The 24,218-nt window shown below is 72.9% G+C and carries 23 protein-coding genes, 1 tRNA gene and 1 pseudogene; 6 read left to right on the top strand and 19 right to left on the bottom strand.

The annotated features are described in order from the left end of the window. Positions 1-29: 29 nt before the first annotated feature. Positions 30-977 carry a polysaccharide deacetylase family protein gene (locus AB0924_RS13560; RefSeq protein ID WP_366911454.1) on the bottom strand — a complete coding sequence of 316 codons (948 nt, stop codon included), beginning with the start codon at positions 975-977 and terminating at the stop codon, positions 30-32. A gap of 90 nt (positions 978-1,067) precedes the next feature. On the opposite strand from AB0924_RS13560, the gene AB0924_RS13565 reads away from it, so the two are divergent. Then, complete coding sequence (locus AB0924_RS13565; RefSeq protein WP_366911455.1) at positions 1,068-2,234, top strand: methyltransferase domain-containing protein; 1,167 nt, start codon at positions 1,068-1,070, stop codon at positions 2,232-2,234. A gap of 9 nt (positions 2,235-2,243) precedes the next feature. Here the strand turns inward: AB0924_RS13565 and AB0924_RS13570 are convergent, their stop codons facing one another. From AB0924_RS13570 to AB0924_RS13595, 6 genes and pseudogenes are all read right to left on the bottom strand, one after another. Further along, positions 2,244-2,879, bottom strand: a complete 636-nt coding sequence (locus AB0924_RS13570; protein WP_358935442.1) for a Uma2 family endonuclease — start codon at positions 2,877-2,879, stop codon at positions 2,244-2,246. 94 nt (positions 2,880-2,973) lie between these two features. Continuing rightward, positions 2,974-4,272, bottom strand: coding sequence for an RNA polymerase sigma factor (locus tag AB0924_RS13575; RefSeq protein ID WP_366911456.1), 1,299 nt, complete (start codon positions 4,270-4,272; stop codon positions 2,974-2,976). A 45-nt stretch (positions 4,273-4,317) separates the two neighbouring features. Then, positions 4,318-4,674, bottom strand: a complete 357-nt coding sequence (locus tag AB0924_RS13580; protein WP_358935446.1) for a YciI family protein — start codon at positions 4,672-4,674, stop codon at positions 4,318-4,320. 144 nt (positions 4,675-4,818) lie between these two features. Then, positions 4,819-4,965: pseudogene (locus tag AB0924_RS13585) on the bottom strand (LytR family transcriptional regulator); the annotation flags it as partial. A 186-nt stretch (positions 4,966-5,151) separates the two neighbouring features. Continuing rightward, positions 5,152-6,513: an endo-1,4-beta-xylanase gene (locus tag AB0924_RS13590; RefSeq protein ID WP_366911457.1), complete on the bottom strand. Its 1,362-nt coding sequence runs from the start codon at positions 6,511-6,513 to the stop codon at positions 5,152-5,154. Positions 6,514-6,616: 103 nt separating this feature from the next. Beyond that, positions 6,617-7,648, bottom strand: coding sequence for a LacI family DNA-binding transcriptional regulator (locus tag AB0924_RS13595; RefSeq protein WP_358935451.1), 1,032 nt, complete (start codon positions 7,646-7,648; stop codon positions 6,617-6,619). Positions 7,649-7,833: 185 nt separating this feature from the next. On the opposite strand from AB0924_RS13595, the gene AB0924_RS13600 reads away from it, so the two are divergent. Then, positions 7,834-10,143, top strand: a complete 2,310-nt coding sequence (locus AB0924_RS13600) for a glycoside hydrolase family 3 N-terminal domain-containing protein (protein WP_366911458.1) — start codon at positions 7,834-7,836, stop codon at positions 10,141-10,143. A 43-nt stretch (positions 10,144-10,186) separates the two neighbouring features. Here AB0924_RS13600 and AB0924_RS13605 read toward each other — a convergent pair. From AB0924_RS13605 to tsaB, 5 genes are all read right to left on the bottom strand, one after another. Beyond that, a tRNA-Gly gene (locus AB0924_RS13605) sits at positions 10,187-10,259 on the bottom strand. Between the two features lie 72 nt (positions 10,260-10,331). Then, a complete protein-coding gene (locus tag AB0924_RS13610; RefSeq protein ID WP_358935455.1) occupies positions 10,332-10,598 on the bottom strand; it encodes a hypothetical protein in 267 nt (88 codons plus the stop codon). After that, positions 10,595-11,686, bottom strand: coding sequence for a tRNA (adenosine(37)-N6)-threonylcarbamoyltransferase complex transferase subunit TsaD (gene tsaD, locus AB0924_RS13615; protein WP_358935457.1), 1,092 nt, complete (start codon positions 11,684-11,686; stop codon positions 10,595-10,597). Before tsaD ends, AB0924_RS13610 begins: the two co-directional genes overlap by 4 nt. Continuing rightward, on the bottom strand, positions 11,679-12,173 hold the full coding sequence (gene rimI / locus AB0924_RS13620) for a ribosomal protein S18-alanine N-acetyltransferase (RefSeq protein ID WP_358935500.1): 495 nt from the start codon (positions 12,171-12,173) through the stop codon (positions 11,679-11,681). Before rimI ends, tsaD begins: the two co-directional genes overlap by 8 nt. Positions 12,174-12,193: 20 nt before the next feature. Next, complete coding sequence (tsaB, locus tag AB0924_RS13625) at positions 12,194-12,850, bottom strand: tRNA (adenosine(37)-N6)-threonylcarbamoyltransferase complex dimerization subunit type 1 TsaB (protein WP_358935459.1); 657 nt, start codon at positions 12,848-12,850, stop codon at positions 12,194-12,196. Between the two features lie 113 nt (positions 12,851-12,963). Here tsaB and AB0924_RS13630 point away from each other — a divergent pair, with 113 nt between their 5' ends. Next, entirely contained in the window at positions 12,964-13,521 is a 558-nt protein-coding gene (locus AB0924_RS13630; RefSeq protein WP_358935461.1) for a hypothetical protein, read from the top strand. A gap of 41 nt (positions 13,522-13,562) precedes the next feature. Here the strand turns inward: AB0924_RS13630 and AB0924_RS13635 are convergent, their stop codons facing one another. The 4 genes from AB0924_RS13635 to alr form a co-directional block, all read right to left on the bottom strand. Beyond that, a complete protein-coding gene (locus AB0924_RS13635; protein WP_358935463.1) occupies positions 13,563-13,739 on the bottom strand; it encodes a hypothetical protein in 177 nt (58 codons plus the stop codon). A gap of 127 nt (positions 13,740-13,866) precedes the next feature. Then, positions 13,867-14,388, bottom strand: a complete 522-nt coding sequence (gene tsaE / locus AB0924_RS13640; protein ID WP_358935465.1) for a tRNA (adenosine(37)-N6)-threonylcarbamoyltransferase complex ATPase subunit type 1 TsaE — start codon at positions 14,386-14,388, stop codon at positions 13,867-13,869. Beyond that, positions 14,345-15,616: an alpha/beta hydrolase gene (locus AB0924_RS13645; RefSeq protein WP_358935467.1), complete on the bottom strand. Its 1,272-nt coding sequence runs from the start codon at positions 15,614-15,616 to the stop codon at positions 14,345-14,347. Before AB0924_RS13645 ends, tsaE begins: the two co-directional genes overlap by 44 nt. Positions 15,617-15,756: 140 nt before the next feature. Next, on the bottom strand, positions 15,757-16,923 hold the full coding sequence (alr, locus tag AB0924_RS13650) for an alanine racemase (RefSeq protein WP_358935469.1): 1,167 nt from the start codon (positions 16,921-16,923) through the stop codon (positions 15,757-15,759). 244 nt (positions 16,924-17,167) lie between these two features. Here alr and AB0924_RS13655 point away from each other — a divergent pair, with 244 nt between their 5' ends. Continuing rightward, positions 17,168-19,264, top strand: a complete 2,097-nt coding sequence (locus AB0924_RS13655; RefSeq protein WP_366911459.1) for a neutral/alkaline ceramidase — start codon at positions 17,168-17,170, stop codon at positions 19,262-19,264. A gap of 69 nt (positions 19,265-19,333) precedes the next feature. Here the strand turns inward: AB0924_RS13655 and AB0924_RS13660 are convergent, their stop codons facing one another. The 3 genes from AB0924_RS13660 to glmS all read right to left on the bottom strand — a co-directional run bounded on the left by AB0924_RS13660 (position 19,334) and on the right by glmS (position 23,103). Further along, on the bottom strand, positions 19,334-20,776 hold the full coding sequence (locus tag AB0924_RS13660) for an NAD(P)H-hydrate dehydratase (RefSeq protein WP_366911460.1): 1,443 nt from the start codon (positions 20,774-20,776) through the stop codon (positions 19,334-19,336). Positions 20,777-20,842: 66 nt separating this feature from the next. Next, positions 20,843-21,214, bottom strand: coding sequence for a holo-ACP synthase (locus AB0924_RS13665; RefSeq protein WP_358935475.1), 372 nt, complete (start codon positions 21,212-21,214; stop codon positions 20,843-20,845). Positions 21,215-21,255: 41 nt separating this feature from the next. Beyond that, positions 21,256-23,103 (bottom strand): glutamine--fructose-6-phosphate transaminase (isomerizing), encoded by a 1,848-nt coding sequence (gene glmS / locus AB0924_RS13670; RefSeq protein ID WP_358935477.1) that lies wholly within the window; start codon positions 23,101-23,103, stop codon positions 21,256-21,258. Between the two features lie 92 nt (positions 23,104-23,195). Between glmS and AB0924_RS13675 the strand changes: the two genes are divergently transcribed. Both AB0924_RS13675 and AB0924_RS13680 read left to right on the top strand, forming a co-directional pair. After that, positions 23,196-23,717: a hypothetical protein gene (locus tag AB0924_RS13675; RefSeq protein ID WP_366911461.1), complete on the top strand. Its 522-nt coding sequence runs from the start codon at positions 23,196-23,198 to the stop codon at positions 23,715-23,717. Further along, a complete protein-coding gene (locus AB0924_RS13680) occupies positions 23,714-24,196 on the top strand; it encodes a hypothetical protein (RefSeq protein WP_366911462.1) in 483 nt (160 codons plus the stop codon). The genes AB0924_RS13675 and AB0924_RS13680 overlap by 4 nt, the downstream gene beginning before the upstream one ends. Positions 24,197-24,218: the final 22 nt, after the last annotated feature.

Consider the following 24,218-nt stretch of genomic DNA (forward strand, 5'->3'; position numbering starts at 1 on the left):
CGGCCCGCCCGCCGGCTGCCCCCGGCGCCTCACAGGTAGTCCTCCAGGCGCGCCACGGCGTACCCCTCGCGCGTGACCTTGTCGAGGAACCTGCGCATGTCGTCGACCATCGTGCCGTCCCAGTCGTCGCGGCCGCGGAAGTGGGTGAGCACGATGTCGCCGGGGTGCAGGCTGCGGTCCCAGTCGCGGTACTCCCAGTGGTCGACGAAGACCTCCTCGTCCCAGATCGGCGCGTACTTGATGCCGCAGGACTTGGCGGCGCGCAGGGTGTCGCCGTTGTAGTTGCCGTAGGGCGGCCGGAAGATCGTGGGCGCCTTGCCGAACTGCTTCTTCATGATGTCCTGCATGCCGCAGATCTCGTCCCGCTGCTGCTCGTAGGAGAGGCCGGGCAGGTACGGGTGGGTGAGGGTGTGGTTGTTGAGGGTGTGGCCCTCGGACTGCATCCGGCGGAAGTAGCCGTAGTCGTCCTTCACCAGGTAGTTGCTGAGGAAGGCCGAATAGGGGATCTTCAGGTCGCTCATCATGCGCAGGAACGCCGGGTCCTTCTCGGCGCCGTCGTCGATGGTGAGGAAGACGACCTTCTCGCCGGTGGGCACGGTGGTGAAGACCGGGGGCAGGTTCTCCTCCTCCTGGCCGTCCACCTCGAAGCCGTCACGCGGGGTGATCTTCGGCTTGACGGCGGGCGGCGCCGGGGGCGTGAGCGGCACCCGGGCCAGCTTCCAGCGCTGGGCGGCGGCGACCAGCCGGGCCTGTTCGGCGGCGCGGCGGGCCTCGGGGCTCAGCGCCTGGGCGGGACCGCCCTGGCCGGAGTCGTGGCCGGGGCCGGAATGGGCGCCGGAGCCCGGGTCCGGGGAGCCGCAGCCGGAGACGAGGGCGGCCGAGACGAGTGCGGCCACCCCACAGCGGAGGGCGACTGCCGGAAGACCCGAACGCCTCCCACAGGCCCGCTTTTTATCGTTTTGTACTACTTCTCGCATGGCGTCGGATCCTCGCAGGCCCCGGCGCCGAACCCGGCCCGACATGGCCGCCGGAGGCGCACCATCCACCGACTGGCCCACAATGACCCGGTGAACGACCTCGACCCCCTCCTCACCCCCGAAGGCCGCGCCCTGCTCGACGAGGTGCGCGACACCGACCCCGCGCACGAGCTGGCCGTCGCCACCCGGCTGCGCCGGGACCACCCCGCCGAGCTGGTGTCGGCGGCGCTCGGGCAGGCACGGCTGCGGCAGCGGGCGGTGGTGAAGTTCGGGGCCGAGGACGCGGCGCGGATGTTCTTCACCCCGAACGGGGTCGAGCAGTCGACCCGCGCGAGCGTGGCCGCGTACCGCGCGGAGCGGATGAGGGGGCTGGGGGTGGCCTCGGTCGCCGACCTGTGCTGCGGGATCGGCGGCGACGCGATCGCGCTGGCGCGGGCCGGGATCCGGGTGCTCGCGGTGGACCGCGATCCGCTGACGGCGGCCGTGGCCCGGGCCAACGCCGAGGCGCTGGGGCTCAGCGGGCTGATCGAGGTGCGGGAGGCGGACGTGACCGACGTGGACACGGACGGCTGGGACGCCGTGTTCGTGGACCCCGCCCGGCGCGGCGGCCGGGGTCGCGTCTTCGACCCCGAGGCCTACTCACCGCCGCTGTCGTGGGCCGTCGGAGCGGCCCTGAAGGCACCCCGGGCCGCCCTGAAGATCGCGCCCGGCATCCCGCACGAGGCGATCCCGGCCGAGGCGGAGGCCGAGTGGATCTCGGACGGCGGGGACGTGAAGGAGGCGGTGCTCTGGTTCGGCACCGGGGCGCCGGGCACCGTACGGGCCACCCTGCTGCCGGGCCCGCGCTCGCTGCCCGGCCGCGGCCTGCCCGACCCCGAAGTGCGTTCCGTGGGACGGTACCTGTACGAGCCCGACGGCGCCGTGATCCGCGCCCACCTGGTCGCCGAGGTGGCCGAGGAGGTCGGCGGCGGCCTCGTCGACCCGACCATCGCCTACGTCACCGCCGACGCCCTGCGCTCGACGCCGTACGCCACCGCCTACGAGATCACCGACCGGCTCCCCTTCAACGTCAAGAAGCTGAGGGCCCTGCTGCGCGAGCGCGAGGTCGGCACCCTGACCGTGAAGAAGCGGGGCTCGGCGGTCGAACCCGAGGAACTGCGCAGAAAGGTCAAGCCCCAGGGCCCGCACTCCGCCACGGTGTTCCTCACCCGGGTGGCGGGGGCGCCGACGATGCTGGTCGGCCGGCCGGCGCGCTGACACGTCCTCTCAGGAGGCGACGATCGCCTTGCCGACGGCGAAGCCCTTGGCCGGCCCCTCGGGGATCACCGCGTCGGTGCCGTAGGGGACACGGTGCTCGTCGGTGTACTTGGCCTTCTTGGAGTCGGGGGACGTCAGGACGACGACGGCCCCCTCGTCGTCGAAGTCGTCGACGATCACGTACACCGGAATGCCCGCCCTGGCGTACTCGCGCCGCTTCCGCGCCCGGTCACGCTGGAGGTTCCGGTGCCCGGGCGAGGTGACCTCGACGACCATCTTCACACCGCCGGCGTCGACGCCGAGCCCCTCCTCGTCCGGGATCTCCTCGAGATCGAGGGGGGCGACGAAGAGGTCGGGGATCCAGGCTTTGTGGCGGTGGATGACGTTCATGTCCTGGTGTGCTGCATACCCGCTGCGTGACAGGTAAGCGTCAAGCGCCCGCCGGAGGCGGTTGACGAGCACACCATGACGGCGACGTCCGGTAGGCGACACCTCGATGGCCCCCTCGATGATCTCGGCGCGGTAGCCCTCGGGGACATCCATGGCCTTCCACGCCTGCCACAGGACCTCGTCCAGATCGGAACCCGGCTCGGGAACCGGCTCGTCTGCCACCACCGGGGCCACCTCTTCAGCGAGAGCGGTCATCGTGAAGCACCTCCTCCTTCAAGTGTGGGCGGGAGCGCCACTACGGCACAAGCGACAGGCGTGACGCTACGGAGCCGCCCGGGATCGCACGCCCTTACGCCTGCTGATCATCCGAAGGAGTGATCTCGCCGTGTCCGCCGGGACGTGTCCCGGCGGCCCGGCGCAGCAGCAGGGCGCGTTCGCGTTCGTTGCGGGTGAGGGAGGCCGCGCGTTCGAACTCCGCGCGGGCTTCCGCCGTGCGGCCGAGGCGGGACAGCAGGTCGGCGCGGACGCTGGGCAGCAGGTGGTACTCGCGCAGGACGGGTTCGGCGGCCAGGGCGTCGACGAGTACGAGCGCTTCGGCCGGGCCCTCGGCCATCGACACGGCGACCGCCCGGTTCAGTTCGACGACCGGCGACGGGGAACGGGCGGCGAGCAGGGCGTAGAGGGTGGCGATGGTCCGCCAGTCGGTCTCCGCGTAGGAGTACGCGTGCGCGTGGCAGGCGGCGATGGCCGCCTGGAGGGCGTAGGGGCCGGGTGCGCCGGTCGCGCAGGCGTCGGCGCGGGCGAGTGCGCGGATGCCGCGGGCGATGAGCATGCGGTTCCAGCGGCGCCGGTTCTGGTCCTTCAGCAGCACCGGGGTGCCGTCGGGCGCGGTGCGGGCGGCGGTGCGCGAGGCCTGGAACTCCAGCAGCGCGGTGAGGCCGTGCACCTCCGGTTCCTTCGGCATCAGCCCGGACAGCAGACGGGCCAGCCGCAGGGCGTCCTCGCACAGCCCGGGGCGCAGCAGGTCGTCGCCGGCGGTGGCCGCGTACCCCTCGTTGAAGATCAGGTAGATGACGTCCAGGACCGAGCCGAGGCGGGCCTCCCGGTCGGGCCCGTACGGCACCTCGAAGGCGACGTCCCGCGTGGCGAGGGTGCGTTTGGCGCGGACGATGCGCTGGGCGACCGTCGGTTCCGGGACCAGATGGGCGCGGGCGATCTCCGCCGTGCTGAGGCCGCCCAGCAGGCGCAGGGTGAGGGCGATGCGGGCCTCGGCGGACAACACCGGATGGCAGGTGGTGAAGACCAGCCGCAGCAGGTCGTCGTCGATGTCGTCCGGGTCGGCGGGTTCCGGCGGCGGGGCCGTGTCCGGGAGGCTGCGGCCGATCTCCGCGAGCTTGCGGGCATAGGTCTCGCGGCGCCGGACCAGATCGACGGCACGGTGCCGGGCGGTGGCCATGAGCCAGGCGCCGGGGTTGTCGGGCACACCGTCCCGGGGCCACCGCTCCAGGGCGGCGACCAGCGCGTCCTGCGCCAGTTCCTCGGCGATGCCGATGTCGCGCACGATCCGGGCGACGCCGGCGACGACCCGCGGGGACTCCAGCCGGAAGACGGTCTCGATGGCGTGTGCCGCGGTGGGCTGTGCTTCCACAGCCCACCATGCAACACCCCCGGGCCGCCGTGAGCCAAGGAGGGCTCAGCCCTCGGCGATCTCCCGGACCTCGCAGGTGACGGTCCAGAACTCCTCGTGGGTCTTCAGGAACCGCTTGGTCCACTCCAGCGCCTCGGCCATGTCCTTGCACTGCATGAGCGCGTAGCCGCCGACGACCTCCTTGGACTCGGTGAAGGGCCCGTCGGTGACGGAGATCTTCCCGCCCTCCCAGCGCACCCGGGCGCCCTGGGCGGAGGGGGTGAGCCCGGCGGTGTCGAGCATGACGCCGGCCTTGGTGATCTCCTCGATCAGCTCGCCCATCCGCTGCATCAGTTCCTCGCTGGGGCCCTCGGCGGGGGCGGAGGCCTCGTCGATGCGCACGAGCGACAGGTAGCGGGGCATGGTGACTCCTCGGTCCGGGCGGCGGGGCCGTTCCCCGCCGCTCACCCATGCGTCGAACGGGAGACGGCCGGATCGACAGCCGCGCGGAGATTTCCTGGAAATTCTTTTCTCCGGCCTTCCGGCCTTCCGGACCGGGCCCGCCGCTCAGCGCAGCGACGCCCACGGCTCGCCCGCAGCCGGTTCCTCCGCCACCACCCGGTTGGGGTCGGAGGGCGCCGTGACGACCGGCATCATCACCGTGCGCGCCCGGTCCGCGGTGAGCCCCTCCAGGCTCCGGCCCAGCTTCGTCAGGTGACCGAGCCGAGTACCAGGGCGCCCGCGAGGAGCAGGCCGGCGGCCCTCAGTACGCCGGGCCGCCGGCCCCTCCCTCTGCCTTCGTCGCCGTTCTCGTCGTGTCCGGTCACGGCAGGAACGTAGGACCGGGATATTAGACGACTCTTAGCGGAAGCCCGAGGAGTCGGTGGCCTCGGGAAATTCTCATCCGAGGCTCACCGTGGGCACCGGATTGCTGCCGCTCCAGGAAGCGTTGAACCCGAAGGTCACCGAACCGCCGTCGGGCACCGAGCCGTTGTACGAGGCGTTCGCGCACGACACCGCGGTGCCCGACTGGGTGCAGGTGGCGTTCCAGGCCTGGGTGATCCGCTGGCCGGCGCCGTACGTCCAGTTCACCTTCCAGGAGGGCAGCGAGGCACCGGAGCAGGAGATCTTCACCTGGCCGGTGAAGCCGCCGTTCCACTGGCTGGTCACGCTGTAGGCGGCCGAGCAGGCACCGGTCGGTGGCGGTTCGCTGGTGCCGCCCCCGCCGCCCAGCGCCTCGGCGATGCCGCGGTACGCCGGTTTCGGCTGGTAGTTCTCGTCGTACGGCGTCGCCGCCCCGTAGCCGGGGAAGGTGCTCGGCACCCATGAGTCGGAGTCGGCGAAGCCCCACACCGTCACGTTGACGCACCGGGTCACGGTCGCGCAGGCGGCCGTCACGGACTTGAAGTCGGCCGCCTGCTGGGCCAGTTTCGCGCTGTCGGCCGGCAGTGACATCCGGACGTCCAGCTCGGTGACGGCGACGTCCACGCCGAGGTCGGCGAAGCGCTGGATGTTCTGCTGGAGCGTGGCCGGCACCTGGCCGAGGATCAGGTGGGCCTGGAGGCCGACGCCGTCGATCGGCACGCCCTGCTGCTTGAGGGACCTGACCAGGTTGTACAGAGCGGTGGACTTCGCGTTCACGCCCTCGACGTTGTAGTCGTTGATGTACAGCTTGGCGTCCGGGTCGGCCGCGTGCGCCCAGGTCAGGGCGTTGGCGATGTAGCCGGAGCCGAGGCCGTCGTACCAGATCGTCGAGCGGTAGGTGCCGTCCTCGTTGAAGGGCTCGTTGACCACGTCCCAGACGGACACCTCGCCCTTGTAGCGGCCGACCTCGGTGTCGATGTGGTCCCGCAGCAGGGTGCCGAGCTGGGCCGGGGTCCAGCTCCCGCTGGTCAGCCAGCTCGGGTTCTGGCTGTGCCAGACCAGGGTGTGGCCGCGCACCTGCTGGCCGTGGGCCTGGGCGAAGGCCACGATCTGGTCGGCCTCGCTCCAGTTGAAGCTGCCCCGGGTGGGCTCGACCGAACCCCACTTCATGGCGTTGCCCGGGGTGAGCGAGCCGAACTGCGTCCCGGCGATGTCCGCGTAGGCGCCGGTGAGCCTGGAGCCGGTGACCGCGGTGCCGATGACCTTGCCCTTCGCCGCGGCGAGGTCGCGCAGCGGCGGGTCGGCGGCACGGGCGGTGCCGGTACCGGCCGCGAGCAGGGCCGCGGCGGCGGCCAGGGCGGCCAGACAGGCGCGTAAGGGAGTTCTGGAGGTTCTCATGGCGGGGGGCCTCCGAAAGTTTCGGTCGTGCAACCGATTGACTTCGGAGGAGTGTGGGGGCGCACGCCCCACCCGTCAATACGTCAACTTCCGGCCACTCATGTCACCCGGCGGCCGGGGCCGCCGTACTGCTGCGCACCACCAGGCTGGTCGCCAGCTCCACCCGGGTGGCCGCCCGCTCGTCGTCCGCGCGGCCCAGCTCCAGCACCAGGCGGGCCGCGGCCTCCGCCATCTCGGTCAGCGGCTGGCGCACGGTGGTCAGCGGCGGTCCCACCCAGCGGGCCACCGGCAGATCGTCGAAGCCCACCACACTGAGGTCCTCCGGGATGCGCAGCCCCAGCTCCCGCGCGGCCTCGAACAGGCCGAGCGCCTGCAGGTCGTTGCCCGCGAAGACGGCGGTGGGCCGGTCCGGGCGGCGCAGCAGCTCCAGGCCGAGCCGGTGGCCGGCGTCGTGGTGGAAGTCGCCGGTCACTACGAGCGAGGGGTCGACCGGCAGCCCCGCCGTCTCCAGCGCGGCCCGGTAGCCGTCGACGCGGGCCCGGCTGCACATCATCCGGGAGGGCCCGCTGATGGCACCGATCCGGGTGTGGCCGAGCTCCACCAGGTGGCGGGTGGCGGCGAGGCCGCCCTGCCAGTTGGTGGCGCCGATCGAGGGCACGTCCGGACCCGGGTCGCCCGCGGGGTCCATCACCACGAACGGGATGGACCGGCTGGTCAGCAGCGCGCGCTGGGACTCGTCGAGGCCGGACAGCACCAGGACCACACCGTGCGGGCGGCGGGCGGCGACCTGGTCGGCCCAGGTGCGGCCCGGGGTGAGCCGCCCGGCCGACTCGGACAGCACCACGCTCAGGCCCGCGTCCCGGGCCACGTTCTCCACGCCCCTGATGACCTCCATCGCCCAGGCGCTCTCCAGCTCGTGGAAGACCAGGTCGATCAGCGGGGAACGGGAGGCCTCGGCGCGCCGGCGCCGGTAGCCGTAGGCGCGCAGCAGCTCCTCGACACGGGTGCGGGTCGCCGGGGCCACATCGGCACGGCCGTTGAGGACCTTCGAAACAGTCGGAGCGGAGACCCCGGCCTCCCGGGCGATTTCGGCGAGGGTCGCCGTCTGCGTTTCTGCGGGCTTCGAAGGCTTCATGCCCGCGATCGTATCCCTGCGGGACCTCTTGACGAAGGTGTTGTCCCGCCATAGGTTTCCGGAACATTCGAAGTATTGTCCGAAACATTCGTCAGCGGAGTCGGGAGTCCGACCGCCCGAGAGCCCGAGAGTGTGCCGACGAACGGGGTACCGCCCGGCGTCCCGACCCTTCCGACGGGAGTTCCATGACCACCGCTCCTTGGCGCGACCCCGCCCTGCCCGCCGCCGCGCGCGTCGACGACCTGCTCTCCCGCATGACCCTCGAGGAGAAGACCGCCCAGCTCTACGGAGTGTGGGTGGGCGCCGCCACCGACGGCGACGGGGTCGCCCCGCTGCAGCGCGAGATGACCGCCGACTACGACTGGGACGAACTGATCACCCGTGGTCTCGGCCAGCTGACCCGCTCCTTCGGCACCGCCCCCGTGGACCCGGCGCTGGGGGCGCAGGCGCTGGCCCGCGCCCAGCGGCGCATCGCCGGGTCGAGCCGATTCGGCATCCCGGCGGTCGCCCACGAGGAGTGCCTCGCGGGCTTCACGGCCTGGGGCGCGACCGCGTATCCGGTACCGCTGGCCTGGGGCGCGGCCTTCGACCCGGCGCTCGTCGCCGAGCTGGGCCGGCACATCGGCCGTGACCTGCGCTCGGTCGGCGTCCACCAGGGCCTCGCCCCCGTCCTGGACGTGGTCCGCGACCCCCGCTGGGGCCGGGCGGAGGAGACCATCGGCGAGGACCCCTACCTCGTCGGCACGATCGGCGCGGCCTATGTGCGCGGTCTGGAGTCGGCCGGGGTCGTCGCCACGCTCAAGCACTTCGCCGGGTACGCCTCCTCGGTGGGCGCCCGCAACCTCGCCCCCGTACGGGCGGGCGTGCGGGAGTTCGCGGACGTGACCCTGCCGCCGTTCGAGATGGCGCTGCGCGACGGCGGGGCCCGCTCGGTGATGGCCTCCTACACCGAGACCGACGGCGTACCCGTCTCCGCCGACCCCCGCCTGCTCGACGAACTCCTGCGCGGCGAGTGGGGGTTCACCGGCACGGTAGTCGCCGACTACTTCGGCATCGGCTTCCTGCGCAGTCAGCACCGGGTCGCGGAGGACGACGCCGGCGCGGCCCACCTGGCCCTCGCGGCGGGCATCGACGTCGAACTGCCGACCCTGAAGTGCTACGGCACCCCGCTCGTCACCGCCGTACGGGCGGGCCGTGTCCCGGAGTCGCTGGTGGACCGCGCGGCCCGCCGGGTCCTGCTGCAGAAGTGCGAGCTGGGCCTGCTGGACGAGGACTGGCGGCCGGAGCCGGACGGCCCCGTCGACCTGGACTCGGCCGCCAACCGGGCCCTGGCCGGCCGGCTGGCGGAGGAGTCGGTGGTCCTGCTCGACAACCCCGACGGGCTGCTCCCGCTGGCCCCCGACACCCGGATCGCGGTGGTGGGCCCTCGCGCGGCGGACGCCCTGGCGATGCTCGGCTGCTACTCCTTCCCCTCCCATGTGCTCCCCCACCACCCCGGGGTCCCGCTCGGCGTCTCGATCCCGACGGTCCTGGACGCGCTGCGCACCGAACTCCCGGACGCCAAGGTGACGTTCGCCGAGGGCTGCGGAGTCTGCGACCCGGACACCGCGGGCTTCGCGGAGGCGGTGGCCCGGGCGGCGGAGGCGGATGTGTGCGTGGCGGTCCTCGGCGACCGCGCGGGCCTGTTCGGCCGGGGCACCTCCGGCGAGGGCTGCGATGTGGCGGACCTGCGACTGCCGGGCGTCCAGGGCGAGTTGCTGGACGCGCTGGTCGCCACCGGCGTGCCGGTCGTCCTGGTCCTGCTCACCGGCCGCCCCTACGCGCTGGGCCGCTGGCACGGCCGGCTGGGCGCGGCCGTCCAGGCCTTCTTCCCGGGCGAGGAGGGCGGCCCGGCCCTCGCGGGCGTCCTGTCCGGCCGGGTGAACCCCTCGGGGCGTCTCCCGGTGAGCGTCCCGCGCGCGCCCGGCGGCCAGCCCTGGACCTATCTCCAGCCCCCGCTGGGCCTGGCCGGCGAGGTCAGCAACCTGGACCCGACCCCGCTGTACCCCTTCGGCCACGGCCGCTCGTACACGACGTTCGCCTGGGAGGACTTCACCGGCGACGGTGTCACGGAGATCGGCACGGACGGCTCGTACGACCTCTCGCTGACCGTCCGCAACACCGGTGACCGCGCGGGCGCCGAGGTCGTCCAGCTCTATCTGCACGACCCGGTGGCGTCGGTGACCCGCCCGGACGTCCGGCTGACCGGCTACCGGCGGCTGGAGCTGTCCCCCGGCGAGTCCCGCCGGCTGACCTTCCGCTTCCACGCCGACCTGTCGTCCTTCACCGACCGCACGGGCGCCCGTGTGGTGGAGCCGGGCGCGCTGGAGCTGCGGCTCGGGCCGTCCAGCGCGGAGGTACGGCACACCGCCCGACTGCGGCTGACCGGGCCGGTGCGGGTGGTCGGGCCCGAGCGGATGCTGCGCTGCGAGGTGGCGGTGACCGAGGCGGGGTGAACGCGAACACCCCGCCACCGGAATCCGGTGACGGGGTGTCGGATGGAGCGCCGGGCAGGCCTTGCACCTGCATCTCCCCACAGGAAGTGGGGCGTCTTTCCTTGGACCACCAACGCACTGCGTTCGGACCGTTGTTCCGGCCGTTCGCGTGTGATGATCATAGCGCGAGAACGGGTCCGCGCGCCACCTCAGCGTTCCGCTTCCGCGTCCACCGCCTCGAACCGCCACCGGTGGACCACCCGCGTCACCAGGGTGCCGTCCGGTTCGGGCAGTTCCGGGAGCTCGGCGTCGTACGGCGCGTCCCACCAGGTGATGACCAGGACCCGGTCCTGCGGAGCCCGGAAGGTCTCCCGGCGCAGCGGCTCGCGGGCGAGGTCCTGCGCACGCGCCCAGTCCAGCAGTTCCGCGCCCCGGCCGGCGACGGCCCGGGCCTCCCACATCAGGGTGACCGTCACGAGTACAGGTTCTCCTCGCCGACCTCGTGCACATGGTCGTGGTTCCGCCCGGGCACGTGCGGGTCGGTCACCGGCAGCGAGGAGTCGGCGGACAGGTCCCAGTCGGAGGCGGCGCGGTTGCGGGAGACCATCTCGGCGCCGAGGGCCGCGACCATCGCGCCGTTGTCCGTGCACAGCTTGGGACGCGGGACGCGCAGCCGGATCCCGGCCGCCTCGCAGCGCTCCTGGGCGAGGACGCGCAGCCGGGAGTTGGCCGCGACACCGCCGCCGATCATCAGGTGGTCCACCCCCTGGTCCTTGCAGGCGCGGACGGCCTTGCGGGTCAGCACGTCGACCACGGCCTCCTGGAAGGACGCGGCCACGTCACGGACCGGAACCTCCTGGCCGGCCGCGCGCCTGGCCTCGATCCAGCGGGCCACGGCGGTCTTCAGACCGGAGAAGGAGAAGTCGTAGGCGGGGTCGCGCGGGCCGGTCAGACCACGCGGGAAGGCGATCGCCGCCGGGTCGCCCTCACGGGCGTAGCGGTCGATGACCGGGCCGCCGGGGAAGCCCAGGTTCAGCACCCGCGCGATCTTGTCGAAGGCCTCGCCGGCCGCGTCGTCGATGGTGGCGCCCATGGGTCGGACGTCGGAGGTGATGTCCTCGGACAGCAGAAGCGAGGAGTGGCCGCCGGAGACCAGCAGGGCCATGGTCGGCTCGGGCAGCGGGCCGTGCTCCAGCTGGTCCACGCAGATGTGCGAGGCCAGGTGGTTGACGCCGTACAGGGGCTTGCCGAGGGCGTAGGCGTAGGCCTTGGCCGCCGAGACGCCGACGAGCAGGGCGCCGGCGAGTCCCGGGCCCGCGGTGACCGCGATGCCGTCGAGGTCCTTCGCGGTGACGCCCGCCTCCTTCAGCGCGCGGTCGATGGTCGGGACCATCGCCTCCAGGTGCGCCCGGGAGGCCACCTCGGGCACGACGCCGCCGAAGCGGGCGTGCTCGTCGACGCTGGAGGCGACGGCGTCCGCCAGCAGGGTGGTGCCGCGGACGATGCCGACGCCGGTCTCGTCGCAGGAGGTCTCGATGCCGAGGACGAGGGGTTCGTCAGCCATTGATCTCGGTTCCTTGTACTGGGGGGTCCGCGGCGGGGCCGCTGTCGGGTGCTGTGGTCAGGCGCATCACCAGGGCGTCGACGTTGCCCGGCTGGTAGTAGCCGCGTCTGAAACCGATGGGCTCGAAGCCGAAGCGCTCGTAGAGCTTCTGGGCGGGGACGTTGTCGACCCGGCACTCGAGCATGACCTCGGCGCACTCGAAGGCGGTGGCCGCCTTCAGCAGCTCGGTCAGCAGCCGGCCGCCGAGGCCGGTGCCCTGGTGGGAGCGGGCGACGGCGATGGTCTGGACGTCGCCCACGTCGCCGGCGGCGGCGAGACCCGCGTACCCGACGATCCGGCCGTCCCCCTCTGCCACGAGGTACCGCCGGTTGGCCTCGGCGCCCCGGGAGTGGGCCAGCTCGGACCAGAACATGCCCCTCGACCAGGCGTCATCAGGGAACAGCTCCCGCTCCAGTCCGAGGACCGGGTCGATGTCCCACCAGCGCATCTCACGCAGTCGAGGCTCCGTCACTTCGGGGTGACCACCTTGTAGTTCTTGGGGACCTGCGCGTCGGGGCGGCGCAGGTACAGCGGGCGCGGCGCGGGCAGCTCCTCGCCCGCGGCCAGCTTCTCGGCGGCCAGCCCGGCGAGGGCGGCGGCGGACACGTGCTCCGGCTCGTGGGCGCTCGGGAACGTGTCCGGGTAGAGGAGCGCGCCGGCGCCGACCGCGGGCAGCCCGGCGACCCGCTCGGCGATGTCGGCCGGGCGGTCGACGGCCGGGTCGGTCAGGCGGGTGCGGGAGTCGGCGTAGGTCGCCCAGTAGACCTCCTTGCGCCGGGCGTCGGTCGCCACGACGAAGGGGCCCTTCTCGATGTCGGCGGCGTAGGCGAGGCCGTCCAGGGTGCACACGCCGTGCACCGGGACGCCGAGCGCGAGGCCGAAGGTGTCGGCGGTCATCAGGCCGACCCGCAGACCGGTGTAGGGGCCGGGCCCGGCACCGACGACGATCCCGGTGACGGCCTCCAGCTTGAGCCCGGCCTCGGCGAGCACCCGGTCGACGGCCGGCAGCAGCAGCTCTCCGTGCCGGCGGGCGTCCACCTGGCTCGACGACGCGATGACGTCCGTTCCGTCGTGCAGCGCGACGGTGACGGCGGGGGTGGCGGTATCCAGAGCGAGCAAGAGCACGCGAACAGCCTACGGCGCCCGCGCCGCTCGCATCGCCGTCCCGGTGCGACGGTGACCGGCTGCTACGGTTCGTACGAAGTACGACATATGGCGCGAAACAGAGGTGGGCGTTCGTGGCAGGGACCAGCTCGGGGATCGTGGCCGGCCTCACCGCGGTGGCCATCGGCGTCGTCGGATACCTCACCTACCAGGCACAGGCGACCGTTCCGCCGAGTCTGAGCGGCAGGCCGGGGCCGAACGCGGCGTCCGCCTCGGCGACCGGGAAGGCGCCGCGCGACCGGCTCCACCCGGGCGCCCTGCCGAGCGGTTCCGGAACGGGTGAACGGGTCGTGTACTCGGTGGACGACGACCGGGTCTGGCTGGTCGACGACCACAACCGGGTGCAGCGCAGCTTCGGGGTGAACCCCGGCACCGTGGACCCGCCGGCGGGCAGGTACTGGGTCACGTCCCGCTCGAACGCGGTCACCGGGACGGACGGCCTGCCCATCGAGCACGTCGTGCGGTTCACCAGCGTGGACGGGGTGGTGATCGGCTTCAGCGCGGCGGTGCGGGGCGGGGACCCCGTCACGGGGGACGGGGTGAAGACCGGCGGCATCCGGGAGCGGCGCGAGGACGGCGACGCGATGTGGAAGTTCGCCACGATCGGCGTACCGGTGGTGGTGATCCGCTGACGTTCGCGGGGTGGAGCGGATCGGCCACGGCGGAACGCCCCTCACGCGGCCTGGCGTCGCTCCGGCCCCGCCGGGTGCTCCGGCCTGGACGGCGCCGGTTCGCACGGCGGCCGGGAGACCGCGCGAGCGGCCTCGCACGACGCCAGCAGCTCACGCATCGACACCCCGCCGAACACGGGCGGCTCGACCGGCGGCTCCGTGGACCGAGAAGCGGACATGGACGCCTCCTGAAGTGCGGGGGCGGGCGCGGTTAGGTATGCCTGACAGCGAGCGGGACACCATGTGACCACGCCCGGGACATCCTGCGCAATATGTTACCGACGCCTTGTCGGAAAGTGGCTCCGGTCAGGCCGCGAGCGTGCCCAGATCCGCGCTCGCCCACCGCTCCCCGAGCCCGGTGACCGTCACCTGCCGGACCTCGTCGGTCGTGTCGCCGACGGCCCGGTGGATGACGACCTGGAGCCGGTCCTCGGTCAGCTCCTCGACCTTGCCCTCGCCCCACTCCACGACGATCACCGAGTCGGGCAGGGAGACGTCGAGGTCGAGGTCCTCCATCTCGTCGAGGCCGCCGGAGAGCCGGTAGGCGTCCACGTGGACGAGCGGCGGCCCGTCGCCGAGGGAGGGGTGCACCCGGGCGATCACGAACGTCGGCGAGGTGACCGCGCCGCGCACGTCGAGTCCCTCACCGAGCCCCCGGGTCAGCGTCGTCTTGCCCGCGCCCAGCTCGCCGCTGAGCATCACCAGGTCACCCGAGCGCAGCAGCTTGGCCAGGCGGCGGCCCAGCTCCCGCATCTGCTCGGGAGAGGTGATGGTCAGCCGGATCTCAGCGGGGTCGTGCGGTACTGCTGGTGCTGCTGGCTGTTCCATAGCCACTTACCGTAGCCCCTGCCGGCACGGCGCCCGCGCGGGTGAGCAGGTCGGCCAGCCGGTCGGTGACCACTTCGGGGTGCTCCAGCATCACCAGGTGCCCGGCGTCCGGCACGAGCACCAGTTCGGCGTCCGGGAGGAGGTCGGCGATGGCCTCGCTGTGCTCGCTGGGCGTGACCAGGTCCTGCACCCCGGCCAGCACCAGCACCGGGAAGTCACGGAAGCAGAGGAGAGCCTCGGTCTTGTCGTGCTCGGTGAAGGCCGGATAGAACTCGGCGACCACGTCGATCGGCGTCGACTCGATCATCCGTTCGGCGAACCGCTCCACGGCGGGGTCGACGTCCCGGGACGCGAACGAGTACCGCTTGATGACCCCGGCGAACAGGTCGGCGGTGGCCCGGCGCCCCTTCTCCACCAGTTCCGCCTGCTGCCCGAGCGCCCTCAGCACGCCCGGGAGTATCCGGCGCACCGCGTTGACGCCCGCCACCGGCAGCCCGAAGTTCACCTCGCCGAGCCGCCCGGAGGAGGTACCGATGAGCGCGGTGGCCACGACCCGGTCGCGGATCAGCTCCGGGAAGTGGGCGGCCAGCGCCATGATGGTCATCCCGCCCATGGAGTGCCCGACCAGCACGATCGGCCCGTCCGGCACGGCCGCGTCGAGGACGGCCTTCAGATCGCGGCCGAGTTGGTCGATGGTGAGGCGCACGCCGTCCTGGGTCTGGGCCACCCCGCGTCCGGACCGGCCGTGGCTGCGCTGGTCCCAGTGCACGGTGCGCACGACCCCGCGCAGCGCCGCCCGCTGGAAGTGCCAGGAGTCCTGGCTGAGGCAGTAGCCGTGGCAGAAGACGACGGTGACGGGGGCGGGGGCCTTGCGGCCGAAGAGCCTGCGGCGGCGCGGGGAGACGTTCGGACCCGGGTCCGGGTCCACGTCGTCGACCTCGTAGTACAGCTCGGTCCCGTCGTCGGCGTGCGCCTTGCCCGGGGTGCCGCGCAGGGTGCCGTAGGGGCCGGCCGAGTCGAGCACGAGCCGGGCCCGGCGGCGCATCCCGCGGCCCACGGTCATCCGCTCGACGGCCACCCCGGCGGCCGCGCCCGCGGCCAGGACGCCTATCGCGGCACCGGCGATGCCGGTCGTCCTGCGCCAGTTGCCGGCCGCCCCCGCTGCGGAGGTGGCGACGGCCGCCGAGGCGACGGCGTCCACCAGAGCCTCCGCACTGCTCTCGCTCACTTCCGCTCCTCTTCGCCGTACTGCAGTTCGCTGGGTGGGTGAAACGGGTGGTGCCGAGATGGTACGGGTGGTGCCGATGTTGTCCGTGTTACCAGTGGGGGCAGGAGTAACCGGCGTGGGTGTCCACCCCCCTGAAGGGGTTACCCCTCCTGTTGCCCGTTCACATGGACGCGGGGGACACGCGTTCCGATCCGGGTGACGATCTCGTACGCGATGGTGCCGCACGCCTGCGCCCAGTCCTCGGCGGTGGGCTCACCGCGGTCACCGGGACCGAACAGCACCGCCTCCGCACCGGCCTCGGGCTCGTCCCCGCCGAGGTCCACCACGAACTGGTCCATGGCCACCCGCCCCGCGACGGTCCGCCACTTGCCGTCCACCAGCACCGGTCCGGTGCCGGAGGCGTGCCGGGGGATGCCGTCCGCGTAGCCGACGGGGACCAGACCGAGGGTGGTCGCGCCCGGGGTGACGTAGTGGTGGCCGTAGCTGACGCCGTGTCCGGCCGGGACGTGCTTGACCAGCGCCAGCGACGCGCTCAGCGTCATCACCGGGCGCAGGCCGAAGTCCGCCGGGGCGCCGATCTCCGGGCTGGGCGAGATGCCGTACATGGCGATGCCCGGCCGGACGAGGTCGAAGTGGGTCTCCGGAAGGGTCAGCGTGGCCGGGGAGTTGGCGATGTGCCGCACCTCGGGGCGCACGCCCTGCCCCTCGGCGTACGCCACCATCTCCCGGAATCGGGTGAGCTGGGCGGCGATGGACGGATGCCCGGGCTCGTCGGCGCAGGCGAAGTGCGACCACAGACCGGTGACGCGGAGCAGGCCCTCGCGTTCGGCCCGCAGGGCCTCGCCGACCAGTTCGGGCCAGTCGGCGGGCTGGCAGCCGTTGCGCCCGAGCCCGGTGTCGGCCTTGAGCTGCACACGCGCGGGCCGGCCCGCCTGCCGGGCGGCCTCGGTGACCTCGCGCAGCGCCCACATCCCGCTGAGGGCGACGTCGACGTCCGCCTCCACCGCCTGCCGCCAGGGACCGCCGGGCACCCAGAGCCAGCACAGGACGCGGGTGTCCAGACCGGCGGCGCGCAGCGCGAGCGCCTCCTCCGGTGTGGCCGTGCCGAGCCAGGTCGCGCCCGCCTCGACGGCCGCGCGGGCACACGGCAGCGCCCCGTGGCCGTACGCGTCGGACTTGACGACGGCCATCAGGGCCGCGCCCTTCGCCCGGGCCCGCAGGACCCGCACATTGGCGCGCAGGGCGGCCAGATCGATCTCGGCCCGGGCCCGCAGAGGCGCGGTCGGCTCAGCAACAGTCTCACTCATGGCGCCCCCAGTGTCTCAGAGGACCACGGCGGCCCCCGGGCGCACCGGCCGAAGGCCGCCGAAGGGCGCCCGCGCGGACGTCGCGGCGAAGGCACGACGACCGCGTGGAGGTTGCCGCACGAGTCTTGCGGCGTCCGCGGCGGCAGGTGTAGCAATGGCGCACGGAAAACTTGAACATTGTTCAAGTTCCTGGCGTGTTCGTACTTCGCGTTCGTACTCCCCCCACCGAGCCGAGGAGCAGCAGATGTCCACGGAACGCCCCGACCGCAGCCGGCGCACTGTCCTGGCGGCGGGGGCCCTCACCGGCCTCGGCCTGGCGGGCGCCCAGTTGGCCGGCCCGGGCCCGGCCGGCGCCGCGACCGCCGGCGGCACGTCGTCCGAGGCTGACACGCCGTCCGGTGGTGACACCGCCTACCTCGTCGGGCGGGGCGTCGCCGACGCCACCGGCGAGGTCGCCGAGGTCGGCATGATGGGCTACGGCCGGTTCGACCAGCAGGCCGCCGGACTGCACACCCGGCTGCGGGCCCGCGGGTTCGTGGTGGTGGACCGGGCCTCCGGCCGGCGCGTCATGCTGATCGTCGCGGACTCGCCAATGATCTTCGAGAGCGTGCACCAGGAGGTGCTGCGGCGACTCGCCGCGCGGTACGGCGACCTCTACACCGAGCAGAACGTGCTCATCACCGCCACCCACACCCACGCCGGTCCCGGCGGCTACTCGCACCATCTGCTGTACAACGCGACCACGTTCGGGTTCCACCGCAAGACCTTCGAGGCCGTGGCGGACGGTCTCGTCGAGGCCGCCCGGCGTGCCCACGACGACCTGGCACCGTCCGACCTCGTCCTCAGCCACGGGACCCTGACCGGGGCCAGCGCCAACCGCTCCCGGGTGGCCTTCGACCGCAACCCGAAGGCCGACCGCGACCACTTCCCGGACGCCGTCGATCCGCACACCGCGCTGCTGCGGGTGGAGCGGGCCGGCCGGGCGGTGGGCGCCATCAACTGGTTCCCGGTGCACGGCACCAGCATGTCCGGGGACAACCGCCTGATCAGCGCCGACAACAAGGGGTTCGCCGCCTACCACTGGGAGCGGGAGGTCAGCGGCGTCGACTACCTGGCCGACGGCTCCCCGGCGTTCGTCTCGGCGTTCGCCCAGACCAACAGCGGCGACATGTCCCCCAATCTCGACCTGAAGCCGCCGACCACACCGGAGGACTTCGCCCACACCCACGCCAGCGGGCTCCGGCAGTACGAGGCCGCCGCGGCGCAGCTGCACCAGCCGGGCGTCAGGCTGTCCGGCCCGGTGGACTCCCGGCTGGTGTACATCGACCTGTCCGACGTCACGGTGCGCCCCGAGTTCACCGGCGACGGGCGGACCCACCGCACCTCGAAGCCCTGCATCGGCGCCTCCATGGCCGCCGGGAGCATGGAGGACGGGCCGGCCTTCCCCGGGTTCGAGGAGGGCGAGAACCCCTTCTGGGACGCGGTGTCCGACTCCGTGATCTACACCGTCTCGCCGGAGCTGAGGGAGGCGCAGGCACCGAAGGACGTCTTCGTGCCCATCGGGGAGATGAACCGCGTCTACCCGTGGGTGCAGGAACGGGTGCCGGTGATGCTGGTGCGCATCGGCCGGCTGTATCTCGTCGGCATCCCGGGCGAGGTCACCATCTGCGCGGGCCTGCGGCTGCGGCGCACGGTCGCCGGAATCGTCGGCGCCGACCTCGACGACGTACTGGTCGCCGGATACGCCAACTCCTACTTCCACTACCTGACCACCCCCGAGGAGTACGACTCCCAGCAGTACGAGGGCGGCAGCACCCTGTTCGGCCGCTGGCAGCTCCCGGCGCTGCAGCAGACGGCGGCCGCCCTCGCCACCGCGCTGCGCGACGGCACCCAGGTGCCCCTCGGCCCCAAGGCACCGGACCTGTCCGGCAAGGCGCTCTCCCTGCAGCCCGGGGTGGTGCTGGACGCGCCGCCGGTCCTCAAGTCGTTCGGGGACGTGCTGGAGACGCCCCAGGACGGCTACCGGGCCGGCGACCGGGCCCGGGCCGTCTTCGCGGGCGCCCACCCGGGCAACGACCTGCACCGGGGCGGCACATACCTGGAGATCCAGCGCCAGGACTCCGGCGGGACCTGGCACCGGATCGCCGACGACGGCGACTGGGTGACCAGGTTCCACTGGGAGCGCTACGGCGTCGCCGCCTCCAATGTCACCATCACCTGGGACATCCCGCAGGACACCACCCCCGGTACGTACCGGATCGTGTACCACGGCGACGCCCGGAACCTGCTCGGCACCATCACCCCGATCACCGGCAAGTCACCCGCTTTCACGGTGCGTTGACCCGGAGGCCGGCGAGGGCCCGGCGCGCCTCCCCCACGGTGCGCCGGCCCTTCGTCTTCCTCACGGTGCTCAGCCCAGGGCGTCCCGGACGTCCCGCCACGCCTGGGGCAGCCGCTCCGCGATGTCGTGCGCCCCGGCCGGCGCCCCCGAAGCGGCGAACCGTCCGGCCAGCCCGTGCAGATACGCCGCCACGCTCCCCGCGTCCAGCGCGGACAGCCCGGAGGCCAACAGCGAACCGGCGAGCCCCGACAGCACGTCACCGCTCCCGGCGGTGGCCAGCCAGCCCGTGCCCGTGGCGTTCACCCGCACCGCGCCGCCCCGCGGGTCGGCGACCAGCGTCGTCGAGCCCTTCAGCAGCACGGTCGCCCGGTACACCGCCGCCAGCTCCCGCACCGCGGCCAGCCGGGCCCCCTCGACCTCCTCCCGGCGCACCCCGAGCAGCGCCGCCGCCTCCCCCGCGTGCGGGGTCATCAGCGTCGGCGCCGTACGTCCGCGCACCGCGTCCCGCTCCGCCAGCCGCAGCCCGTCGGCGTCGAGCAGCACCGGCACATCGGTGTCCAGCACCTCCGCCACGGTCGCCGCGTCGTCCCCGGCACCGGGTCCGACGACCCACGCCTGCACCCGGCCGGCCTTCGCCGGGCCCTGGTCGGACACGAGCGTCTCGGGGAACCGGGCGATCACCGCGTCCGCGGCGGGCCCGACGTACCGCACGGCGCCGGCCCCGCCGCGCAGCGCCCCGGAGACGGCCAGCACGGCGGCCCCCGGATAGCGCGCCGACCCGGCGGCGATCCCGACCACGCCCCGCCGGTACTTGTCGCTCTCCGCCGCCGGGCGCGGCAACAGCCGTGCCACGTCCGCGTGTTGCAGCGCCTCCAGCTCGGCGACGGGCGGCAGGACGAGACCGATGCCGACCAGCCGCACGGTTCCGGCGTACTCGCGCCCCGGGTCGATCAGCAGCCCCGGCTTGTGCGTACCGAAGGTGACGGTGAGGTCGGCGCGGACCGCCGCGCCCCGCACCTCCCCGGTGTCGGCCTCCACCCCGCTCGGCAGGTCCACCGCGACGACGGCGGCCCCCGACCGCCCGACCGCGTCCGCCAGTGCCTCGGCCTCCGGCCGCAGCCCGCCCTTGCCGCCGATGCCGACGACGCCGTCCACCACGAGGTCGGCCCGCGCGATCCACTCCTCGGCGCGGCCGGGCGCCGTGACGGAGCCGCCCGCGCGGCGCAGCGCCGCGAGACCGCCCGGGTGGGTGCGCTCGGGCGGCGCCAGCAGTACGGCCGTGACGCCCGCGCCCCGCCGCGCCAGCCGGGCGCCCGCGTACAACGCGTCGCCGCCGTTGTCCCCGCTGCCGACGAGCAGCACCACCCGCCGGCCGTAGACCCGCCCGAGCAGGTCGGCGCAGGCGGCGGCCAGCCCGGCGGCGGCCCGCTGCATCAGCGCCCCCTCCGGCAGCCGTGCCATCAGCTCCCGCTCGGCCGCCCTCACCGTCTCCACGCTGTACGCAGTACGCATGGCTTGGAGTCTGCCCCGGAAAGGCCGTCCGCCACACCCGGGGCCTGCCGGAGCCACCCGTGGCGCTCAGCCCTCGGCGACCACCACGGCCGAGGCGATCCCGGCGTCGTGGCTGAGAGACACGTGCCAGGAGCGCACCCCGAGCTCCGCCGCCTTGGCGGCGACGGTCCCCCTCACCCGCAGCCGCGGCTGACCGCTGTCCTCGACGTACACCTCGGCGTCGGTCCAGTGCAGCCCCGGCGGCGCGCCCAGCGCCTTGGCCAGCGCCTCCTTGGCCGCGAACCGGGCCGCGAGGGACGCGATGCCGCGCCGCTCCCCGCTGGGCAGCAGCAACTCACTGTCGACGAACAGCCGATCGGCCAGCCCAGGCGTCCGATCCAGCGACGCCCGGAACCGATCGATCTCGGCGACGTCGATACCGACCCCGATGATGCTCATGGGCAGACCCTATGGGGCGCGGGTGCGCGGCCGTGGGCAGGTCACTCCACCGTGACGGACTTCGCCAGGTTCCGCGGCTGGTCGACCTCGTTGCCCCGGGCCGTGGCCAGCTCGCAGGCGAAGACCTGGAGCGGCACCGTGGCCACCAGCGGCTGCAGCAGGGTGGGCGTGGCCGGGATGCGGATCAGGTGGTCGGCGTAGGGGACCACCGCCTCGTCACCCTCCTCCGCGATCACGATCGTCCGTGCCCCGCGCGCCCGGATCTCCTGGATGTTGGAGACGATCTTGTCGTAGAGGACCGACCGGCCGCGCGGCGACGGCACGACCACCACGACGGGCAGGTCCTCCTCGATCAGCGCGATCGGACCGTGCTTCAGCTCACCCGCCGCGAAGCCCTCGGCGTGCATGTAGGCGAGTTCCTTGAGCTTGAGCGCGCCCTCCAGGGCGACCGGATAGCCCACGTGCCGGCCCAGGAACAGCACCGTGTTCTTGCCGGCCAGCGACCGCGCGAGCGCCCGTACCGGCTCCATGGTCTCCAGCACCCGGTCGACGGCGCCGGCGATGTGGGACAGGTCCTTGATGACGGCGCTGATCTCGTCGCCCCACTTGGTGCCGCGCACCTGGCCCAGGTACAGGGCCACCAGGTAGCACGCCACCAACTGGGTCAGGAACGCCTTGGTGGAGGCGACGGCCACCTCCGGCCCGGCGTGGGTGTACAGCACCGCGTCCGACTCACGCGGGATCGTCGAGCCGTTGGTGTTGCAGATCGCCAGCACCTTGGAGCCCTGCTCGCGGGCGTGCCGCAGCGCCATCAGGGTGTCCATGGTCTCGCCGGACTGGGAGATGGCGATGACCAGGGAGCGCCCGTCGAGGATGGGGTCCCGGTAGCGGAACTCGCTCGCCAGCTCCACCTCGCACGGGATGCGCGTCCAGTGCTCGATGGCGTACTTGGCGATCAGGCCGGCGTGGAAGGCAGTGCCGCAGGCGACGATGACGACCTTGTCCACCTCGCGCAGCTCCGACGGCGTGATCCGGACCTCGTCCAGCGTCAGGGAGCCGGCCGTGTCGATGCGCCCGAGCAGGGTGTCGGCGACCGCCTTGGGCTGCTCGGCGATCTCCTTGAGCATGAAGTAGTCGTAGCCGCCCTTCTCGGCGGCCGACGCGTCCCAGTCCACGTGGTACGAACGCACCTCGGCGGGACGGCCGTCGAAGCCGGTCACCGTGACCCCGTCCCGGCGCAGCTCCACCACCTGGTCCTGGCCCAGCTCGATCGCCGAGCGGGTGTGCTCGATGAACGCGGCGACGTCGGAGGCCAGGAACGCCTCGCCCTCGCCGACGCCCACCACCAGGGGCGAGTTGCGGCGGGCGCCCACGACCACGTCCGGCGCGTCGGCGTGCACCGCGACCAGCGTGAACGCGCCGTCCAGGCGCCGGCACACCAGCCGCATGGCCTCGGCGAGATCGGCGCTGGACGAGAACTCCTCCGCCAGCAGGTGCGCGACGACCTCGGTGTCCGTCTCGGACGCGAGCTCGTGCCCGCGCTCGGCCAGTTCGGCCCGCAGCGCCGCGAAGTTCTCGATGATGCCGTTGTGCACGACGGCGACCCGGCCCGCGTTGTCGAGGTGCGGGTGGGCGTTGGCGTCCGTGGGCCCGCCGTGGGTGGCCCAGCGCGTGTGGCCGATACCCGTCGTACCCGACGGCAGCGGCCGGTCGACGAGCTCCTTCTCCAGGTTGACCAGCTTCCCGGCCTTCTTTCCCGCGGCCAGCCCGCCGTCCGCGAGCACGGCGACACCCGCCGAGTCGTAACCCCGGTACTCCAGCCGCTTCAGCCCGGCCATCACGACATCGAGCGCCGACTGCGACCCCACGTATCCCACGATTCCGCACATGTGCCGCAGCCTACGGGCGACCGGCCCCCCGAAAGAGCCGCCGCGTGCCCGAAATCAGAAATTCCCACCGGTGCACGAAGGGGTCGCCCGGGGTGGCGGGCCCGATCCCAGAGGGCGAATTCAAGCCGCCTTCCGCCACAGAATCCGACCTGCTGGAACACCGGACACCCACCGGAAGAACACAGAATCTTCTAGCGACGTCGGGCTTCCAGGGCCGGGGCCGCGGCGGGCCCGGGGTCGGCGGGTTTCACGCCAAGACCCACTCCGCGGACCAGAACACCTGTACGGCCGGAGCCACCTGCGCCTATCGTGTCGCCGCGCGTGCGGAACCTGACCATTCCATACGCGGCTGCGACAGCCTCCTCGACGACGCCCTCTACCAGGAGATCGAGTCCCGCTACGGCCTGGACATCGCCGAAGGCGTGGACTACAACGCCCAGCGCATGCACGACGGAACCGCGAACTCCCTCGACCACGAGATCCCGGGAATCGGGCACAACCTGAAGGATCTGGCCTACAACATCCACGCTTATCAGTACACCGTCGAGCAGTGGGAGAGGGGCATACAAGAGAGTCGCCTCGTCCTCAAGAGCCCCGGGGGCGGCACCCCGTGAGGGCCAAGCCGATCGTGCGGCGGGAGGGCACGAAGTACTCCGTTCGCTTCGTCGGAGCCCAGCGTGCTCTCCTCGACGAGTTGCTGCCGTGGCTGGCCTATCGGCGGGAGGGCGAACCCGCCCTCACCGTGTGGGCGGGGTGTGGCAGGGAGCGCCTTGAGCAGCTGCACGCCAGGGTGAGCAGTGGCGATCAGGTGGTTCTCTCGCTGGAAGACCTGCACATCCTGCATGCCGTCCTGTTGTCCGTGCACAGCATGTTCGCGTCGGAGGAGGCGTTCCACACTCAACTCGGCTTCTACCGCGAGAACGCGTACGACCTCGCGGGCGGCCTGGTGAAGGCCGTCGAGGAGGCTGCCGCGGCAAGCTGCTCGGAACCCGTCGCGGTCCCCCTCCCACCATGCGGAGGGGGACCGCCTTCGGGGCCGGCGGACGGTCCACGTGACGCACCCCACCCCGCACCCCTGTTCAAACTCCGTTAACAATGGACTGTGATCTCACCGG

Source organism: Streptomyces sp. NPDC047869, from assembly GCF_040704065.1.
Taxonomy (GTDB): Bacteria; Actinomycetota; Actinomycetes; order Streptomycetales; family Streptomycetaceae; genus Streptomyces.

Coding starts and splice junctions, on each gene's coding strand:
- AB0924_RS13580 (WP_358935446.1), bottom strand. CDS start 4,674: ATGCCCCGCTACCTGTCGCTCGTGCGCATCGACGAGGCCTCCGCCCCC.
- AB0924_RS13665 (WP_358935475.1), bottom strand. CDS start 21,214: ATGAGCATCATCGGGGTCGGTATCGACGTCGCCGAGATCGATCGGTTC.
- glmS (WP_358935477.1), bottom strand. CDS start 23,103: ATGTGCGGAATCGTGGGATACGTGGGGTCGCAGTCGGCGCTCGATGTC.
- AB0924_RS13655 (WP_366911459.1), top strand. CDS start 17,168: ATGTCCACGGAACGCCCCGACCGCAGCCGGCGCACTGTCCTGGCGGCG.
- AB0924_RS13600 (WP_366911458.1), top strand. CDS start 7,834: ATGACCACCGCTCCTTGGCGCGACCCCGCCCTGCCCGCCGCCGCGCGC.
- rimI (WP_358935500.1), bottom strand. CDS start 12,173: ATGCGCTGGTGGGACATCGACCCGGTCCTCGGACTGGAGCGGGAGCTG.
- AB0924_RS13635 (WP_358935463.1), bottom strand. CDS start 13,739: ATGTCCGCTTCTCGGTCCACGGAGCCGCCGGTCGAGCCGCCCGTGTTC.
- tsaD (WP_358935457.1), bottom strand. CDS start 11,686: ATGGCTGACGAACCCCTCGTCCTCGGCATCGAGACCTCCTGCGACGAG.
- AB0924_RS13595 (WP_358935451.1), bottom strand. CDS start 7,648: ATGAAGCCTTCGAAGCCCGCAGAAACGCAGACGGCGACCCTCGCCGAA.
- AB0924_RS13660 (WP_366911460.1), bottom strand. CDS start 20,776: ATGCGTACTGCGTACAGCGTGGAGACGGTGAGGGCGGCCGAGCGGGAG.
- alr (WP_358935469.1), bottom strand. CDS start 16,923: ATGAGTGAGACTGTTGCTGAGCCGACCGCGCCTCTGCGGGCCCGGGCC.
- AB0924_RS13560 (WP_366911454.1), bottom strand. CDS start 977: ATGCGAGAAGTAGTACAAAACGATAAAAAGCGGGCCTGTGGGAGGCGT.
- tsaE (WP_358935465.1), bottom strand. CDS start 14,388: ATGGAACAGCCAGCAGCACCAGCAGTACCGCACGACCCCGCTGAGATC.
- AB0924_RS13570 (WP_358935442.1), bottom strand. CDS start 2,879: ATGACCGCTCTCGCTGAAGAGGTGGCCCCGGTGGTGGCAGACGAGCCG.
- AB0924_RS13590 (WP_366911457.1), bottom strand. CDS start 6,513: ATGAGAACCTCCAGAACTCCCTTACGCGCCTGTCTGGCCGCCCTGGCC.